The organism is Mesorhizobium sp. RCC_202, from assembly GCF_041355295.1.
In the GTDB taxonomy this organism is placed as follows: Bacteria; Pseudomonadota; Alphaproteobacteria; order Rhizobiales; family Rhizobiaceae; genus Mesorhizobium.
In genome coordinates this window covers 146,826-162,578 of record NZ_JBFUPO010000003.1, presented here as the reverse complement: position 1 = coordinate 162,578, position 15,753 = coordinate 146,826, and the positions used below count along the sequence as shown (strand labels likewise).

The 15,753-nt window shown below is 63.6% G+C and carries 21 protein-coding genes; 15 read left to right on the top strand and 6 right to left on the bottom strand.

Annotated features, from left to right (window positions below; genetic code table 11):
* Positions 1–6: 6 nt before the first annotated feature.
* Positions 7–312 carry a hypothetical protein gene (locus AB6802_RS08075; RefSeq protein ID WP_371009526.1) on the bottom strand — a complete coding sequence of 102 codons (306 nt, stop codon included), beginning with the start codon at positions 310–312 and terminating at the stop codon, positions 7–9.
* Entirely contained in the window at positions 313–837 is a 525-nt protein-coding gene (locus AB6802_RS08070) for a cupin (RefSeq protein ID WP_371009525.1), read from the bottom strand.
* 47 nt (positions 838–884) lie between these two features.
* On the opposite strand from AB6802_RS08070, the gene AB6802_RS08065 reads away from it, so the two are divergent.
* Positions 885–1,046 carry a hypothetical protein gene (locus AB6802_RS08065; RefSeq protein WP_371009524.1) on the top strand — a complete coding sequence of 54 codons (162 nt, stop codon included), beginning with the start codon at positions 885–887 and terminating at the stop codon, positions 1,044–1,046.
* Positions 1,047–1,076: 30 nt separating this feature from the next.
* Here the strand turns inward: AB6802_RS08065 and AB6802_RS08060 are convergent, their stop codons facing one another.
* The gene (locus AB6802_RS08060) at positions 1,077–1,802 is read right to left on the bottom strand and encodes an SDR family oxidoreductase (protein ID WP_371009523.1); all 726 of its coding nucleotides are present in this window, start codon (positions 1,800–1,802) and stop codon (positions 1,077–1,079) included.
* A 132-nt stretch (positions 1,803–1,934) separates the two neighbouring features.
* On the opposite strand from AB6802_RS08060, the gene AB6802_RS08055 reads away from it, so the two are divergent.
* Positions 1,935–2,822 carry a transcriptional regulator GcvA gene (locus tag AB6802_RS08055; protein ID WP_371009522.1) on the top strand — a complete coding sequence of 296 codons (888 nt, stop codon included), beginning with the start codon at positions 1,935–1,937 and terminating at the stop codon, positions 2,820–2,822.
* A gap of 38 nt (positions 2,823–2,860) precedes the next feature.
* Here the strand turns inward: AB6802_RS08055 and AB6802_RS08050 are convergent, their stop codons facing one another.
* Together AB6802_RS08050 and AB6802_RS08045 are read right to left on the bottom strand one after the other, a co-directional pair.
* A complete protein-coding gene (locus AB6802_RS08050) occupies positions 2,861–3,862 on the bottom strand; it encodes an NADP-dependent oxidoreductase (RefSeq protein WP_371009521.1) in 1,002 nt (333 codons plus the stop codon).
* 77 nt (positions 3,863–3,939) lie between these two features.
* The gene (locus AB6802_RS08045; protein ID WP_371009520.1) at positions 3,940–4,755 is read right to left on the bottom strand and encodes an oxidoreductase; all 816 of its coding nucleotides are present in this window, start codon (positions 4,753–4,755) and stop codon (positions 3,940–3,942) included.
* A gap of 96 nt (positions 4,756–4,851) precedes the next feature.
* Here AB6802_RS08045 and AB6802_RS08040 point away from each other — a divergent pair, with 96 nt between their 5' ends.
* The 8 genes from AB6802_RS08040 to AB6802_RS08005 all read left to right on the top strand — a co-directional run bounded on the left by AB6802_RS08040 (position 4,852) and on the right by AB6802_RS08005 (position 12,149).
* Positions 4,852–5,421, top strand: a complete 570-nt coding sequence (locus tag AB6802_RS08040) for a TetR/AcrR family transcriptional regulator (protein ID WP_371009519.1) — start codon at positions 4,852–4,854, stop codon at positions 5,419–5,421.
* A gap of 134 nt (positions 5,422–5,555) precedes the next feature.
* Complete coding sequence (locus AB6802_RS08035) at positions 5,556–5,834, top strand: hypothetical protein (RefSeq protein WP_371009518.1); 279 nt, start codon at positions 5,556–5,558, stop codon at positions 5,832–5,834.
* A 339-nt stretch (positions 5,835–6,173) separates the two neighbouring features.
* A complete protein-coding gene (locus tag AB6802_RS08030; protein ID WP_371009517.1) occupies positions 6,174–6,476 on the top strand; it encodes a DUF982 domain-containing protein in 303 nt (100 codons plus the stop codon).
* 27 nt (positions 6,477–6,503) lie between these two features.
* Positions 6,504–6,788: a DUF982 domain-containing protein gene (locus tag AB6802_RS08025; protein WP_371009515.1), complete on the top strand. Its 285-nt coding sequence runs from the start codon at positions 6,504–6,506 to the stop codon at positions 6,786–6,788.
* 166 nt (positions 6,789–6,954) lie between these two features.
* The gene (locus tag AB6802_RS08020; RefSeq protein ID WP_371009514.1) at positions 6,955–7,953 is read left to right on the top strand and encodes a L,D-transpeptidase; all 999 of its coding nucleotides are present in this window, start codon (positions 6,955–6,957) and stop codon (positions 7,951–7,953) included.
* A 127-nt stretch (positions 7,954–8,080) separates the two neighbouring features.
* On the top strand, positions 8,081–10,519 hold the full coding sequence (locus AB6802_RS08015; RefSeq protein ID WP_371009513.1) for an FAD-dependent oxidoreductase: 2,439 nt from the start codon (positions 8,081–8,083) through the stop codon (positions 10,517–10,519).
* A 3-nt stretch (positions 10,520–10,522) separates the two neighbouring features.
* Positions 10,523–11,632 carry a mandelate racemase/muconate lactonizing enzyme family protein gene (locus AB6802_RS08010; protein WP_371009512.1) on the top strand — a complete coding sequence of 370 codons (1,110 nt, stop codon included), beginning with the start codon at positions 10,523–10,525 and terminating at the stop codon, positions 11,630–11,632.
* Positions 11,633–11,825: 193 nt separating this feature from the next.
* Positions 11,826–12,149 carry a DUF2934 domain-containing protein gene (locus AB6802_RS08005; protein WP_371009511.1) on the top strand — a complete coding sequence of 108 codons (324 nt, stop codon included), beginning with the start codon at positions 11,826–11,828 and terminating at the stop codon, positions 12,147–12,149.
* 56 nt (positions 12,150–12,205) lie between these two features.
* On the opposite strand, the gene AB6802_RS08000 is transcribed toward AB6802_RS08005, so the two are convergent.
* Entirely contained in the window at positions 12,206–12,646 is a 441-nt protein-coding gene (locus AB6802_RS08000) for a hypothetical protein (protein WP_371009510.1), read from the bottom strand.
* A gap of 121 nt (positions 12,647–12,767) precedes the next feature.
* Between AB6802_RS08000 and AB6802_RS07995 the strand changes: the two genes are divergently transcribed.
* From AB6802_RS07995 to AB6802_RS07975, 5 genes are all read left to right on the top strand, one after another.
* Positions 12,768–13,085 (top strand): ArsR/SmtB family transcription factor, encoded by a 318-nt coding sequence (locus tag AB6802_RS07995; RefSeq protein WP_371009509.1) that lies wholly within the window; start codon positions 12,768–12,770, stop codon positions 13,083–13,085.
* Positions 13,082–13,567, top strand: coding sequence for an SRPBCC family protein (locus tag AB6802_RS07990; RefSeq protein ID WP_371009508.1), 486 nt, complete (start codon positions 13,082–13,084; stop codon positions 13,565–13,567). The genes AB6802_RS07995 and AB6802_RS07990 overlap by 4 nt, the downstream gene beginning before the upstream one ends.
* A 21-nt stretch (positions 13,568–13,588) precedes the next feature.
* Positions 13,589–14,002 (top strand): MAPEG family protein, encoded by a 414-nt coding sequence (locus AB6802_RS07985; protein WP_371009507.1) that lies wholly within the window; start codon positions 13,589–13,591, stop codon positions 14,000–14,002.
* Between the two features lie 80 nt (positions 14,003–14,082).
* Complete coding sequence (locus AB6802_RS07980; RefSeq protein WP_371009506.1) at positions 14,083–14,367, top strand: PRC-barrel domain containing protein; 285 nt, start codon at positions 14,083–14,085, stop codon at positions 14,365–14,367.
* A 449-nt stretch (positions 14,368–14,816) separates the two neighbouring features.
* Entirely contained in the window at positions 14,817–15,752 is a 936-nt protein-coding gene (locus AB6802_RS07975) for a S1/P1 nuclease (protein ID WP_371009505.1), read from the top strand.
* The last annotated feature ends 1 nt before the right edge of the window (position 15,753 follow it).

Genomic DNA, 15,753 nt, shown 5'->3' with positions numbered 1-15,753 from the left:
TTCCCATCAAGGCGCGTAGGCGCGATCACGAGAAATGACGAACTTGCGCACACCGGTCAATGCCTTCGTCATCGGGCTGGCAGGCTGGCGGACAACCCAGCCTTCATAAAGGTCTTCATACGTCGTGCGGCCGGCGAGCAGCGACCATCCGCCAGCCATGGCGCTGCCGATAACCTCCTGCATCCTGGGGTCGTCGCCGGCATTGCCCCAACCGCCATGCCGAAAACCATTGCGCGTGTCTTCATCGGCGCGCGCCGGCGCCTGGAACACACCGTCCAGGGTCAGATGCTCGATCGCGATGATCCTGGCCATTCAGCCTTTCTCCCAAGCCTTGAGCAGCGGACCATCGCCGCCATAGACCGGATCCGTGTCGGGTCGGTCAACCTTCGGAACGGTGCGTAACGCTCCGGCGTGGTCGGCGGCACTTCGGCAGAGATCATACGTGCCGAAGGGCGGATAGGCGCCGACAACCAGCAGATCGGCGGAAGCGGACAGACGCTGGTGGCCGGTGCCGGCCGGCAGGACCGCGACGTCGCCGGCCTTGACCTCGAGCACCTTGCCTTTGTCGCCGCCGAAGCGGACCTCGGCGCCGCCACGCGCGATGCCCAGCACCTCGTGGATGCGCGAGTGGTAGTGGACATAGTCGAAGATGCCGTTGCGCCAGCCGTCACCCCAGCCATTGGCGCTGAAGATCTCCTCGAAAACGGCGGCCGGATCGACATCATCCGGCAGCTTTACCGCGCCGGGATAGACGAGCATCGGCCAGCGCGGATGGTTGGGCACCAGCCCGTCATCGGCGAAGCGGAAGGCGAGCGGCTCGATCTGTCTTGCGCGCATCGTTGTCACCGTTCCGCTCCTTCGAGGTCAGCCTGTTAAACGCCCTCGTGCCGATTTTGCTCCGGCCCGTTGCGCGTGGCGACGGCGCCTGGTTCGGCGAAAGCCCGGCCACCCTGCGCCTCGGCTTCGGCTATCTGCCGATCGATGTGCTTGCGGCCGCGCTCGACCCGCTGTCGCGGGCGATAGAGACGGCGCTACTTAGACGGTGATGAAGGCGCATGGCGGATTGCTGTGCCCGCTCAAACCAACCGCTGCCCGCCGTCGATGTGGATGGTCTCGCCGGTCATGAATTCGTTCTGCATCAGATAGAGATAGGCCGGCGCGATGTCGGCGGGCTTTGCCACCTTGCCGGCAGGCAGCCGGGCGGCCATCTGGTCGAAGTAACCGGTCTTGGCCTCGCCAACGATCTCGTCCCACATCTCGGTGTCGACCCAGCCTGGCGAGACGATGTTGACGCGCGTCGGCGCCAGCTCCAGCGCCAGCGCGCGGGCAAAGTAGGTGAAGGAACCGGCGACCGCCGCGACGACCGAGCCGCCGGGGACCGGTGGGCGGTCCTTGTTGATGCCGGAGGTAAAGATCATCGAGCCGCCCTTGTTCAGCGTCCGCACGGCATGCTTGGCCAGCATCACAGCGCCGGTGAACTTCGAGTCGATAAAGCCGCGCACGAACGCCATGTCGGCCTCGCCGATCGGATAATTGGGCGGCGGCGTGCCGGCGGTCGCCACGAGATGATCGAAGGCGCCGGCCTGATCGAACAGGCGCGCGACATCGGCCTCGTTGGCCATGTCGGCTACGATGCTCCGCGCTGCGCCGCCAAGCCGCTTTTCGGCGGCCTTGAGTTTTTCCGCCGAGCGGCCGGCAATCACCACCTCGGCGCCGCTCTCGAGCGCGGCGGCCGCGACACCGAAACCAATGCCGGAGCTGCCGCCGACGACGATGATCTTTTTACCGGTAAGCGTGGTCATGGAATCCTCCTCGCAGGTTTCAAGTGAGCCTTGATCACAAATGCTGTGAGGATTTTTGGCTGGCAAACGCTCGACAGACAAACCAAAATTTGGCAAGTATTTGTTACCAACACTCACAAATCGATCTTGGCCATGGTCCGCAGACTGCCGCCGCTCAACGCCTTGCCGGCCTTCGAGGCCGCCGCTCGCCACTTGAATTTTTCGAGGGCCGCGGACGAGCTCAACCTCACCCATGGCGCCATCAGCCGGGCGGTGAAGCATCTGGAGGAGCAGCTTGGCGTGCAGCTGTTCGAGCGCGCCACGCGTTCGGTGCGGCTGACGCCTGTCGGCGAGCCTTATGCGCTGGTGGTGCGCGAGGTGCTCGACCAGCTGGCCGTCGCCACCCAGTCGGCTACGTCACGCCATTCCAACGCGACGTTGAATGTCAGCACTTCGGACGGATTCGCCGGCAAGTGGCTGGTGCCGAGGCTCTACCGTTTTCATCGCGCGCATGGCGACATCGACGTGCGCGTCTCGACCACCGGCAAGCTGACCAATTTCCTCGGCGACGGCATCGATGTCGCGATCCGCTATGGCGGCGGAAACTATGCGGGGCTGACGTCGGAATTCCTCACCGGCGAGGAAGTGTTTCCGGTCTGCAGCCCGCGCCTGCTCGAAGGGCCGCATCCGCTGAAGCGGCCTGAAGACCTCAAGCATCACACGCTGATCCGCGACGGCTACCGCATCGACTGGGGGGCGTGGCTGGCGAGCGCCGGCGTCGAGGGCATCGATCCGAACAGCGGGCTGACCTTCGATTCCGCCACCTTCGCGGTCGAGTCGGCCGTGCAAGGCGAAGGCGTGGTGCTCGGCCGCACCATGCTGGTGTCGGCGGACCTTGCCACCGGCCGGCTGGTGCGGCCGTTCGACCATGCGCTCAAAGCCGTCTCCAGCTTCTATCTCGTCTATCCGCCCGAAGCGATCCGCCAGCGCAAGGTCAAGGCGTTTCGCGACTGGCTGTTTGCGGAGATGGGGGCGGGCTGACAGGGCAGGATTGCGTCCGTACCCGCCAAGCGCGACAGCTACTTCACCTTGACGACGACCTTTCCTTTTGCGCGGCCCGCCTGCATGAATTCCAACGCCTCGTTGGTTTGCTCGAATGGAAAGATCCGATCGATCACCGGGCGGATTGTTCTCGATTCCAGTAGAGGCGTGATCTTGTCCAACTGATCGCCCTGCGCCCGCATGAAAAGAAACGAGTAGCCGACGCCGGCCTGTCGAGCCTTCTTCCGGATACCACGGCTGAGCGCGCGCATGACCAGCCTGAGCACCATGTTCAGGCCCAGCTTTTCAGCGAATTCCGGATCCGGCGGACCGGAGATGGAGATGAGCTGCCCACCGGGTTTCAGCACGCGCAGCGATTTCTCAAGTGTCCTGGCGTCCTGGCTGTTCACCACGACATCGTAGTTGGCGAGCACCTTCTCGAAGTCCTCGGTCCGGTAGTCGATCACGATATCAGCGCCAAGGCCCTCGACCAGACCGGTGCTCGCCGCGCTCGCCGTCGTCGCAACCATCGCGCCGAGATGCTTGGCCAACTGGATGGCGAATGTGCCGAAACCGCCCGACCCGGCCTGGATAAAGACTTTTTGGCCTTTCTTCAGCCTGGCTTTTTCGATGAGCACCTGCCACGCGGTCAAGCCAACGAGCGGGATCGAGGCGGCTTCTTCCATGCTGAGGTTTTTTGGCTTCGGGGCCACGTCGGCTTCGTTCATCGCGATGAACTCGGCGAATGTCCCGATCCGGCCGTCGCGCGGCCGTGCATAGACCGCATCGCCGGGTTTGAACTTGCGGACTTTCGATCCGGTACGAACGACGATGCCGGCAACGTCGTGCCCGAGGATGAAGGGCGGACGATAGCGCAGGAAGGGCTTGAACTCGCCGTCCCGGATCTTGGCATCCAGAAGGTTCACGCCGGCCGCATGGATTTCGACGAGGACATCATCGTCCCGCAGATCAGGAGCCGGTACTTCGGCAAGCCGCAGAGCTTTCTTCTTCCCGTACTTATCAACGATAAAGGCTTTCATCAGACGCGCTTTCTGAATTGTTTTGCTGCCCGGCAAACCGGCTGGGCTTTCGGACAGGCATTGAACCCGCGGACTGTTCAGACCGGCAGGCGGAACTGCTTGCGCAAGGCCTTGTCGAACATTTCGGCAGGCGCGAAGCGGCGCAGCAAGCTCACCTGCCGTGCCGCCCTGCCGGCCGTGTAGCGCCGTCTTGGGTGCTTGTCGGTCGTCGCCTTGAGGACAATTTTCGCCACGATTTCCGGCGGATCGGCCTTGGGCATCACATCACGCAGGAGCGCGGCGACGCCGGCCCTGGCCCGATCGTATTCCGTCTTCAGCAAATCCGGCTCGATCCCGTTCTGGTCGAAGACCGTGCGGACGAATGCCGGTTCGATGACCGAAACACGGATGCCGAAGGCACGGACTTCGTGGTCGAGCGACTCCGAATAGCCTTCGATGGCGTGCTTGGACGCCGAGTAATGAGCGGAGTACGGCGCCGGGATCACCCCCAGGATCGAGCCGATGTTGATGATGCGGCCGCCACCCTGTCGCCGCATCGCCGGCAACACCGCGTTCGTCACCCGCATGGTCCCGAACAGGTTTACGTCGAACAGGGCCTGAACCTGCCCGATCGACGATTCCTCGGCGCCGGCCTGCAGCCCGATACCGGCATTGTTGACCAAGAGGTCGACCCGGCCGGTTTGTGCGAGCACGGCTGAAACGAGGGCGTCGACGGACCCGCCATCGGTCACGTCGCAGGCCAGCATGGTTACCTGGCCCGGGCCGGTGCCGGTCGCCCGCCGGTTCGTTCCGAAGACCGTGAATCCCGCGCGCGCCAGGGCCTCGGCGGTGGCCAGACCGATACCCGAGGAGGCACCAGTCACGATAGCGGTCTTTCCAGAATGTGCGTTCACTTGTTCCAACTCGGCTAGCTTTCTTCCAATAATTAAATTATGATCATACTATCACATTATGATCATAATGCAATACCGAGTCCGAAAGGAGAATTCATGCGTTACGAAAAAGGCCGCAAGGATGCGTCGCGCGGCCGGATCATGGAGGTTGCCGCCGATCGTTTTCGGGGTGACGGCATCGCGGCGTCCGGCCTCGCAAGCATCATGAGCGACGCCGGGCTGACGAACGGCGCATTCTATTCGCATTTTCAATCCAAGGCGGCGCTGGTGCGGGAATGCGTGGCGGCGGCTCTGGAGGGGCAGTCAGGCCAGATCGCGGAGGCCTTGGCCTCCGGTGGCCTGACGATGGCGATCGATGCGTATCTGTCGGCCGGTCACCGGGACAATCCCGAGAAAGGCTGCGCTTCAGCCGCGCTTTTGCCGGAAATCGCGCGTGAGCCGGATGAAACGCGGCAAATCTACACAGAGCGCTTCATGGCTCTGGTACGCCAGGTGTCGGCGGCTCTTCCGCCGCGGACCAAGGACCCGGAGAGCGTCGCGCTCGGCATTTTCGCCACCCTCATCGGCGCCCTGCAAATGGCTCGCGCCGTGGATGGGGCGGAATTGTCGGATCGTATCCTTGCGGCGGGAGCAGACGCGGCGCGGGCGTTGATCCCGCGGCAATAAACGAAGGCGCAGGATCCGGAGGCGGATTGCTCCGGCTTCTGCCTCGTCCAGACGCCCGAGGCGATCCGCCAAGGCAAGGTCAAGGCGTTTCGGATTGGCTGTTAGCGGAGATGGAGCCAAGCTGAGGCGAGGGCTTGTCGAAGTTTCTAACTTGCGAAGCCGTACCGATTGCGCGATGGTTCGCAACCATGGCCGGCGAGTATCTGAATCACAAACTGGAGTGCCCATTCTGCGGCACCATCCGTTTACAGGTTCCGGCCGATGCTCAACCCACAACGGCGATCCACTGCGCCGAGTGCGGCAAATATCTCGGCACATGGGATGAGCTTCAGACTGATTTCGAGATGCAAGGCGGCACTGACGGGGTGTTCCGTTTGGACAAGGGACGCATTCAGAAGCTTAGTTCCAGCTGATGATGAGCGGCCGCGCCTCAGGGCCGGCCAGGTCTGATGCGGCAATTCCATGCGCCAGAAACGAAGGTGCTGCCGCGCAAGCAGTAGCCTGGTCCGTCCCAATCGAGCTGCGGATCCATCCGTTTCAAAGACATGGATGGTCGACAGCAATTGGAGGCAAAAAGCACTCCTTGGCCGGTTGCAGGCCACGCTTTCGCGGGTCTTCAGTTACCGCGCGGTCGGCATGCGCATCCGGTCTTGACGGCTTTGATTCATAAACCCATATCGCAAGGAGGCGCGGGCCGTCGTCGGTCCCGCCTATCCCAAAACTCAAATTGTTCGTTCGACTTGGAGGATCTCATGAACGATCGGATGTTTGACAGCCCTGTTTTCGTGAAGAGCGGAAACAGCCTCATCCAGGAAATCGCCTGCCTCGAGGACGCCCTGGAATTTCTGTATGAGTGGCCCCGGAACCGACGTGGCGCCATTTATGAAACAGCCCTGCGTGCCTGCCAGCGGGCATTCGATAGCAACTATCCGCTTACGGCCGCCAGGGGTGCCTTTTGCGGGTTCGCAAAGTCGGCCAAAATCCTTGAGGAAGTCACCACCATCTTGCCGTGGATGCTCGGCAAAGGCGGCCGCGGCGGCGGGCTGGTTGCATAGCGTCTTCAGGCAAGGAGGCAATTTGCAATGCTCGCAAAACCGTTCGAAACGCCCATCCGCGTCTGGGTCGGACTTGGATTCCCGCGCCAATTGAACACTGTCGTCGACGCGTATCAGTTCGCCGTCGACTGGTGTGGCAACAGCCCCGAGCAGAAGGCGGCAATCCGTGCCTGCAAGGCGGCGTTGGCCGGAGATATCGATGCGGAGACGGCGAAAGGCATCTTCCTCGCCTTTGCGCGCAGGAAGGACATTCTGATGGAGGATGGGGCAATTCCCCGACACATGGGAACAGCCCAGCCGAACCATGCCTGAGCAGGCGTGCTGACAAGGAAGAGGCGGCGGCCGGCGCCGCCACCTCTTCATAGCGTCCCCCGAATCTGTGCTGTTCGACCTCTTCCTCGCTGCGCTGGCCGACAGGAACCAGATCGATGCTGCCGCGTCATAGAGGCAGGCTCTCGTCTGGCTTCGGAGTGACGTGATGGTCAGGTTGCTTTTCGTGCTTGTGGTCGCGGCCTCATTCGCATGCGGCGCGAGCCAGGCTGCCAGACTGGACGTCGCCGCCGTCAACCAAGCACAATTCAGCGACGGCGAACCGAAAAGTGTCAGCCCGCTGCTGCTCAAGGCGCAGATCCTGCTGGATCGCGCCCGCTTCTCTCCCGGCCTGATCGACGGCCGCCTTTCCGACAATTTTTCGAAGGCAGTCGCGGCGTTTCAGGCGGCGAACGGACTGCCGTCGGACGGCAAGCTGACGCGCGAAACCTGGGACAAGCTCTCGGCAACCTTCGCCGGCCCGGTGCTGACCACCTATGAGGTCACGGCGAAAGATGTGCGCGGCCCCTTCACGCGGCGTATCCCCAGCCGCATGGAAAGCATGGCGCATCTGAAGCGGCTTGGATACCACAACACGCAGGAGAAGCTGGCGGAGCGTTTCCATGTCAGCGAACAATTGCTGCGAATGCTCAATCCTCGAACCGCGTTCAGGAAGGCCGATACGAGTCTGGTGGTGCCCGATGTCCCCCGGGGCGATCCTCCAGTGGCCGTCGCCAGTATCGAGGTCGACAAGAGCGCCCGGCTGGTGCGCGCGCTCGATCCGTCAGGCAAGCCGGTGGCGGTCTATCCGGCCTCGATCGGCAGCGACGAAAAGCCGGCGCCGAGCGGCGCGGCTGAGGTCAAGCGCGTGGTGCGCAACCCGACCTATCGCTACAATCCGAAATTCGCCTTCAAGGGCGTCAGGAGCAAGCGGCCGTTCACCATCGCCGCCGGGCCAAATAATCCAGTCGGGGCCGTCTGGATCGATCTCTCCATCGAGAGCTACGGCATCCATGGCACGCCCGACCCCGGCAAGATCGGCACGACCTTCTCGCATGGCTGCATCCGGCTGACGAATTGGGATGCCGAAGACCTTGCCGCCATGGTCAAGCCGGGCACGAAAGTCGACTTCAAGGACGAGACGGCGCAGGACGGGCAAGCCCAGTGAATGCCGGCAGGGCGGCTGCATAAATCCAGCTTATCATGACCCCCAGTTTTTGAAGACGTTACACGGCGTTTTGCCGCTTGTAGCTTCGACGGCAATCTTCCTCGGAACAGTACGGAATTGGTGGCTTATGCAGGCACATGCGCGGGTGGTGGTCGTTGGCGGCGGGTGCGTTGGCGCGGGCATCCTCTATGGCCTCGCCAAGCGCGGCTGGACCGATGTGGCGCTGCTCGAACGCACCCAACTGACCGCGGGCTCGACCTGGCACGCGGCCGGGCTGATCCCGTCCTATGCCCGCAACGTCAACATCGGGCGGATGATCAACAAGACGATCGAGATCTATGAGGGTCTGGAGGCAGAGACTGGCCAACCTGTGAGCTGGCACAAATGTGGTCAGCTGCGCATCGCTAACAGCCGCGCCCGGCTCGACGAATACAAGAGCTACATGAGCGTCGCCGAGGTGCAAGGCATGCGGGCGCAATTGCTGACGCCGGATGAAGCGCGCAAACTTTGGCCGCTGCTCGACAACAGGGAGATGCTGGGCGCGCTCTATCATCCCGATGACGGCCATATCGCGCCGGCCGACGTGACACACGCCATGGCCAAAGGCGCGCGGGACCTTGGCGCAAAAGTCTATCTCAACACCGAGGTCATCGGCTTCAGCCGGACGCCGGGGGGCGAGTGGCGGGTCGCGACCAACCAGGGCGAGATCACCTGCGAGCATCTTGTCTGCGCGACCGGCAATTACGCGCGCCAGACCGGTGCGCTGCTTGGCCTCGACATCCCGGCGATCCCGATCCTGCACCAGTACTGGATCACCGAAGCGGTGCCCGAGGTGATCGAGCGCAAGCGCGCGGGACGGCCAGAAATGCCGATCCTGCGCGACGAAGGTTTCGAAGGCTATCTGCGCGAGGAAGGCGATGGCTTCATGTTCGGGCCTTATGAGCGCACCGAGCATTTGAAACTGTTCGCCGAGGACGGCGTTCCGGCATGGTTCGGCGCCGATCTGCTCGAAGAGGATTTCGACGCGGTGGCGTGGAACTGGGAGCAGGCGTTGCGGCTGGTGCCGGCGCTCGGACAGGTCGGCATCAAGGCCAATGTGCGCGGGCCGTTCCAGATGACGGCGGACGAACTGCCCTTGATGGGACCGGCCTGGGGCCTGCCAAATGTCTGGCTGGCCGAAGGCGTGCCGGGCGGCATCCTGTGGGGCGGGACGATCGGCTACTATCTGTCGGAGCGCATCGTCGAAGGCGCCAACAGCATCGACACCTCCGATCTCGACCCGCGCCGCTTCGGCGACTACGCCAACAAGGAATGGATGCGCGCGAAAGTCCGCGAGGCCTGGGGCACCCATGCCGAGCAGAAATATCCGGGGCAGGACATGCCCGCCGCCCGGCCGCAGAAGACCGCGCCTTCCTATGACCGGCTGACGGAGTTGGGTGCGGTCTGGGGCGTGCTCAATGGCTGGGAGATGCCCAATTGGTTCGCGCCGAAGGGCGTCGAAGCCAAGGATCAGTATAGCTGGCGCTGGACCGCCAAGGGTGTGTTCGTCGGCGAGGAAGTGCAAGCGGTGCGCAACGCCGTCGGCTTGGTCGAGATGACGCCGATGACCAAGTTCGAAGTGTTGGGGCCAGGCGCTGCCGCGTGGCTGGACGGCATCCTGGCCAATCGCCTGCCGGCGGTCGGCAAAGCGGTTCTGGCGCATCACCTGACAGCCGCCGGCGGCGTGCAGGCCGAATACATGGTGGCGCGGCTGGCGGAGGACATTTTCTACCTGATCTCGACGCCGCGCGCGGAACGCTGGAATTTCGACGACCTCTCAAGACTGCTGCCCGCCGATGGCAGCGTAACCCTGAAGAATGTCACCAACGAGCGCGGCTGCTTCACCGTCGTCGGGCCGAAGGCGCGAGACGTGCTGCAACCCCTTACCGAGATCGATCTCTCCAACGAGGCCTTTCCTTGGTTCGGCGTCAAAACCGGCAGCGTGGCTCTGGCCAGCGACGTGCAGCTGCTGCGCGTCAACTATGAAGGCGAGCTCGGCTGGGAGCTCTACCATCCCCTCGCCTACCAGCGGCAATTGCTCGACGCGATTCTCAAGCAGGGCGAGAAGCACGGCATGCGGCTGGTCGGGCTGCATGCGCTGGAGTCGCTCAGGCTCGAAAAATCCTACCGCACCATGTATCGCGACATGAACCCGGAGCTCAACGCGCTGGAGAGCGGGCTGGAGCGCTTCATCCGCCTCGACAAGGGCGAGTTCGTCGGCCGCGACGCGGTTCTGAAATACCGGGAGCGCAACGACCAGCGCCGCTCGGTGACGCTCAGGATCGACACCGATGGCGCGAGCACGCTCGCCAATGAAGGGCTCTATGTCGACGGCGCGCTGGTCGGGCGCATCACGTCCGGCGGCTATGGCTACACCCTTGGGCACGACATCGCGCTGGCGCTGCTGCCGCGGCATCTGAGCAAGCCCGGCACGAAGCTCGACGTCGCCATCCTCGGCGAATGGAAAATTGCGGAAGTGATCGCGGATTCGCCTTACGATCCGACGTCGGCCAGGGCGCGAAGCTGAGCGATGCGCGTCGACCGGATCAACGTCTACAGCGCGCGACTGCCCGTCAAAGGCGGCGCCTACCGGATGGCGAGCGACGACGTGCGGTCGCTGGACTCGACGCTGGTCGAGATCGTCACCGATGACGGGGTGACCGGCTGGGGCGAGACCTGCCCGATCGGCCCGGTCTACCAGCCGCATCACGCGCTCGGCGCCCGCGCGGCAATCGCCGAAATCGCGCCGGGGCTGATCGGCGCGGAGATCGCCTCGATCCGGCTCTTGGCCAAGCGCATGGACGAGCGGCTGAACGGCCATGGCTACGCCAAGGCCGCGTTCGACATGGCCTTCCTCGACCTGCTTGGACAAAAGCTCGGCGTTCCCATCTCGACCCTGCTCGGCGGCGCGCTGACCGACCGCGTGCCGAGCTATTATTCGCTGATCGTCGGGGCACCGGACGAGACTGCCAGGATAGCGGCCGACAAGGTCCGGGACGGCTATCCGCGCCTGCAGGTCAAGATCGGCGGGCGCAATCTCGAAGAGGATGTCGCCACGGTCCACAAGGTCTGGGAAGCGGTCGGCTACAAGGCTCGGCTGGCGGTCGACGGCAACCGGGGGCTGACGGTCGCCGCCGCGATCCAGCTCGACCGGCTTTGCCAGGCGATTCCCTTCGTCTTCGAGCAGCCCTGCAACACCATGGACGAGATCGCGACGCTGAAGGGCCGCGTCACGCATCCGGTCTATCTCGACGAGAGCACCGAGGACCAGAATGCGGTGCTGCGGGCCATCTCGCTCGGCATCGCCGACGGCTTCGGCTTCAAGGTCACCCGCCTCGGCGGCCTGACCAAGATGACGACCGTGCGCGACCTCTGCGCCATCCGCTCGCTGCCGCACAGCTGCGACGACGCCTGGGGCGGCGACATCATCGCCGCCGCCTGCGTGCATCTTGCCGCCACCGTCGAGCCACGCCGCATGGAAGGCGCCTGGATCGCGCAGGAATATATCGACGGGCATTTCGATGCGAAGCACCCGGTCGTCATCGAAAAGGGGCATATCGCGGTGCCGCAAGGACCGGGGCTGGGTGTGAAGCCGGAGCCCGGCATGTTCGGCGAGCCGCTGGCGATATACGGACGCTGAACGGGAGCGGCCGGGACAAGGGGGTAATTTGGGATCTGAGTGGTGTAGCCGATAATCACCAGCGCCGCCCCCCACTCCGATTGGTCTTCAGCCAAATGCTTCAATCAACTGGCCCACGCCGATCACTTCGCCGACACCGTGGATCGTTCCGCCCTGCCTCGCGTTGGTTTTCGAAACCCACGGAGGAACGACAATGAGCGAAGAGCGGCACGAGAAAATCCAGCAACGAGCCTATGAGATCTGGCAGCGCGAAGGCGGCCTCGACGGCGACCACGAGCGGCACTGGCACCAGGCGGAAATGGAGATCGACCGCGAGGCCGCGCTGCCGCTGACGGCGGACGATGCGCTGCCCGAAACCCGCGAGGTCGCCAGTCCGGACGTATTGACGGTCGAGGCTTTGGCGGTGCGTACGGGCATTTCCGGCGACGAGGCGCAGGGGCTGCTCGACCGGCTGGGCGATGACCGCGCGGCGGTTGAGGATGCGGCGCGAAGCTTGAAGGCGAAGAAGCTGAGCTGATCCAAGACATCCTTGGCGGATCGATGACGTCGCTTGGCGGCATGCATTGCCGAGCTTCAGTCGGCCTGAGCAGAAAGCGGTGACCAGACCACTTCCCATTCCCGAACCAGACTGGCGGCAAGGTCTTCTTGGCCGGGCATTCTGCGGAATTCGGCCCGGTAAAGCGATGGCAATGCGAGAAGCTGCGCTATCTGCTCGTCGAGCCATGCGTTGAGTTCATCGTGTTCAGCATCGACCCCACCGTGACCGGGATGAGATTTAAGATCTGCTTCGCCGGCGCGGTACTTACGCTCCCAAGCACGATAGATGGACCAATTGCGCTTGGCGCGACGCATGAATTCCGGCCCGACAGGTATCAGCTTGAAATTATCGGGCCACTCGTCGGCCTCATGGTCAAACTGGGACGCGAAATAGTGCGGGCTTCCGTTCAGATCCGCGATGCCGGTCCGAACCCCGTCCCAGCAATCCCAGACGATGTGTACCGCATCACGTCGCATGGCCGATGATAGCTGGTGCCGGGACAAACTCCATCCCCGGCCGCTCGATCCGGCTTTGTCGACGCGCCCGCATGCATCCAGGAGGTTGACAGGGAAAGCACCTCGCCCTAGTTTCGCGTTAGTGGCCACTAACGCGAAATACTGGACGGCGCTTGGCGATCCGACGCGGCGCGCGATCTTCGAACTGCTCGTCGAGCGGCCCAGCTCGGTCAGCGGGCTGGCCAGTGTGCTGCCCGTGACCCGGCCGGCGGTCTCGCAGCACCTGAAGGTCCTCAAGGAGGCCGGGCTGGTGGCCGATACGCCGTCGGGCAAGGAGCGCATCTACCGCATCGACCCGGATGGGCTCGCGGCGTTTCGGGCCGAGATCGACCAGTTCTGGATGAAGACGCTCGCCGCCTACAAGCTGGCGGTCGAACAACCGACGAAGGACGAGACATGATCAAGCAGCCAAGACCCGCGCCCGTAAAACATTCCATCGTTGTCGAAGCGCCGATCGCGCGCGCCTTCAAGGTGTTCAGCGAGGATTTTGGCAGCTTCAAGCCGCGCGAGCACAATCTGCTTGCCGTCCCGATCGCCGAGACGATCTTCGAACCGCGGGTCGGCGGTCATGTCTACGATCGCGGCGTCGACGGCAGCGAATGCCATTGGGCCCGCGTACTCGCCTACGAGCCGCCGAACCGGCTACTTGTGAGCTGGGATATCGGCCCGCGCTGGCAGATCGAAACAGACCCGGCCAGGACCAGCGAATGGGAGGTCCGCTTCACGGCTGAGACAGAAGAGCGGACCCGGGTCGAGATCGAGCACCGCAACCTCGAACGGCACGGCGAAGGCTGGGAAGGCATGCGCGGCGCGGTCGACAGCGACCAGGGCTGGCCGCTCTATCTGCGGCGGTTCGAGGATCTTTTTGCCAAGGCGGCCTGACAACGACAAGGAGCGGAGACCATGGACGCCTATTGGGTGAGCATTCTCGGCATGCTTGCGCTCTGTTTCCTGTCGGTGGCACTGGCAATCCTCTCAGGCTCGTCGAAAGGATTTGCCGGCGCGTTGTCGGGCCCGGTGGTGCCTGCCGACGACAACAACCGGCTCTACCGGATCGACCGCGTCCACATGAATTCGGTCGAGGCGCTTGCCCCCTTTGCCGTGCCGGCGGTGCTGGCCATGATGGTCGGCGTCGGGCCGGTCACGCTCGGCATGCTGGTCTGGGCCCACCTGGCGATCCGCCTTGTCCATTTGGCAGTCTACCTGCGCGGCGGCAATGCCGCCAAGGGCGGCAACATCAGGACGATCCTGTATGTCTCAGGCGCGCTGATCACGACCATCCTCATCCTCGTGACGGGATGGGCGGCGTTACATTGAGCAGCACCGGCTTTTCAACCTGTCGGCGGAACCCTCGCCCCCACCAGCGGTTTGTTCCTGATAGCAACAGGAGACCGATCATGGACCACACCAGCCACGTCAGACTGACCAACGCCGAACTCACCCCCGACATCCTCGACGGCGCCACCATCTACGGCCCCGACAATGAGAAGATCGGCTCGGTCGACCACCTGCACGGCAGCCAGGTCGTCATCGATGTCGGCGGCTTCCTCGGCATCGGCGCCAAGCCGGTCGCGGTCGCTGCCAGCCAGCTCGATTTCATGCGCGACGAGGACGGCGACGTGCATGCCGTCACCAGCTGGACCAAGGACCAGTTGAAGGCGATGCCGGAGCATCGCGACTGAGGCTGGAAGCGCATCGCTCACTCTCGACGAAAAACGGCCCGGCGATCTGCCGGGCCGATTATTTCCGGATTACACGCCAAGCCGAACAAACGCGTGAGCGGTTGGACCTCTATCCTTGCGCGGAGCGCCTTGGAATATGGCCGCCGCCATCGTCTGCGGACCAATTGGCGCGGAGGCGATCGCTCGCTTCGAGGTAGGCCATGTCGATCAGGTCAAAAGCGTCTCGCCATCGGCTTCCGCCTTCTGGCGAAGCTCCCGCAACATGGCCTGCGTGAACCTCAGGTTGCGTCGTTTGCTGTCCATTCTGCGAAACTCCCGAACCCGGAAAAAGTTCGACAGCCTGGTGGCTGGGGCGAAATCGTTCTCCAAACATGAGCTCCTTCATGTTTGCGTCACACGCTTCCATTGTACTTGCCTGTCGAGACTTCTGCTCGCGAGGAGGCAAGGCGATGACTTGGAAGACAGCGACGGCTTCTTTTCTGCTGAGTGCGGCGATGTGCGGCCAGGCGCTGGCCTGGGGCCAGGAGGGCCATGCCGTCATCGCCGAGATCGCGCAGCATCGGCTGAGCAAGGATGCCTATGAGGTGATCGAGCGGCTGTTGCGCAGCCATCTCAAGCTCGATGAGCCGGCGACCGTGTCGCTGGCATCGGTGGCAAGCTGGGCCGACGATTATCGGCCCGCCCACAAGGAAACGTCGAACTGGCATTTCATCGACATTCCGCTCGCCTCCAAGCCCGGCGACGCCACGGCCAACACCACCACTTACGATCCAACGCGCGACTGCAAGGACAATACGACCTTCGGCTTTTGCCTGATGAAGGCATTGCCGGCGCAGGAGAAGATCCTCGCCGATCCGAAGAAGAGCGACGAGGAGCGCTGGATGGCGCTCGCCTTCGTCACCCACCTGGTCGGCGACCTGTCGCAGCCGCTGCACTGCGTCGAGCGGCTGGACGGCGCCCAGGGCGACCAGGGCGGCAACACGCTGACGGTGACCTTCAACGTCTACCGGCCGAAGCCCGACGGCTCGACCTATCGCGACCTCACCACTTTCCACGCGGTCTGGGATTCAAGCCTGATCCTGTTCAAATATTACGACTGGGGCAATGTGGCGTCGGACATCGAGACCGACGTGATCCCGAACTTGCCGCCGATGCCCGCCGCCGACCAGACGCCGGAGAAATGGCTGGCGGAATGTCACGGCAAGGCCGAGGACGCCTATCGTGCGCTGCCAGCGGGCACGGTGATCAAATCCGACAACCCGCATGCGGTGATCCTGGACCAGGCCTATTTCGAGCGGTTCTCGCCGGTGGCGGTCGAACAGCTTGCGCTCGGCGGCCTGCATCTGGCCGCCGTGCTCAACGAGACGCTGGCGGTGGACAAATAAG

Excerpts from the sequence above, each read along its gene's own strand:
- AB6802_RS08075 (WP_371009526.1), bottom strand. The coding sequence starts at position 312 with ATGGCCAGGATCATCGCGATCGAGCATCTGACCCTGGACGGTGTGTTC.
- AB6802_RS08070 (WP_371009525.1), bottom strand. The coding sequence starts at position 837 with ATGCGCGCAAGACAGATCGAGCCGCTCGCCTTCCGCTTCGCCGATGAC.
- AB6802_RS08060 (WP_371009523.1), bottom strand. The coding sequence starts at position 1,802 with ATGACCACGCTTACCGGTAAAAAGATCATCGTCGTCGGCGGCAGCTCC.
- AB6802_RS08055 (WP_371009522.1), top strand. The coding sequence starts at position 1,935 with ATGGTCCGCAGACTGCCGCCGCTCAACGCCTTGCCGGCCTTCGAGGCC.
- AB6802_RS08050 (WP_371009521.1), bottom strand. The coding sequence starts at position 3,862 with ATGAAAGCCTTTATCGTTGATAAGTACGGGAAGAAGAAAGCTCTGCGG.
- AB6802_RS08040 (WP_371009519.1), top strand. The coding sequence starts at position 4,852 with ATGCGTTACGAAAAAGGCCGCAAGGATGCGTCGCGCGGCCGGATCATG.
- AB6802_RS08030 (WP_371009517.1), top strand. The coding sequence starts at position 6,174 with ATGAACGATCGGATGTTTGACAGCCCTGTTTTCGTGAAGAGCGGAAAC.
- AB6802_RS08025 (WP_371009515.1), top strand. The coding sequence starts at position 6,504 with ATGCTCGCAAAACCGTTCGAAACGCCCATCCGCGTCTGGGTCGGACTT.
- AB6802_RS08020 (WP_371009514.1), top strand. The coding sequence starts at position 6,955 with ATGGTCAGGTTGCTTTTCGTGCTTGTGGTCGCGGCCTCATTCGCATGC.
- AB6802_RS08015 (WP_371009513.1), top strand. The coding sequence starts at position 8,081 with ATGCAGGCACATGCGCGGGTGGTGGTCGTTGGCGGCGGGTGCGTTGGC.
- AB6802_RS08010 (WP_371009512.1), top strand. The coding sequence starts at position 10,523 with ATGCGCGTCGACCGGATCAACGTCTACAGCGCGCGACTGCCCGTCAAA.
- AB6802_RS08005 (WP_371009511.1), top strand. The coding sequence starts at position 11,826 with ATGAGCGAAGAGCGGCACGAGAAAATCCAGCAACGAGCCTATGAGATC.
- AB6802_RS08000 (WP_371009510.1), bottom strand. The coding sequence starts at position 12,646 with ATGCGACGTGATGCGGTACACATCGTCTGGGATTGCTGGGACGGGGTT.
- AB6802_RS07990 (WP_371009508.1), top strand. The coding sequence starts at position 13,082 with ATGATCAAGCAGCCAAGACCCGCGCCCGTAAAACATTCCATCGTTGTC.
- AB6802_RS07985 (WP_371009507.1), top strand. The coding sequence starts at position 13,589 with ATGGACGCCTATTGGGTGAGCATTCTCGGCATGCTTGCGCTCTGTTTC.
- AB6802_RS07980 (WP_371009506.1), top strand. The coding sequence starts at position 14,083 with ATGGACCACACCAGCCACGTCAGACTGACCAACGCCGAACTCACCCCC.
- AB6802_RS07975 (WP_371009505.1), top strand. The coding sequence starts at position 14,817 with ATGACTTGGAAGACAGCGACGGCTTCTTTTCTGCTGAGTGCGGCGATG.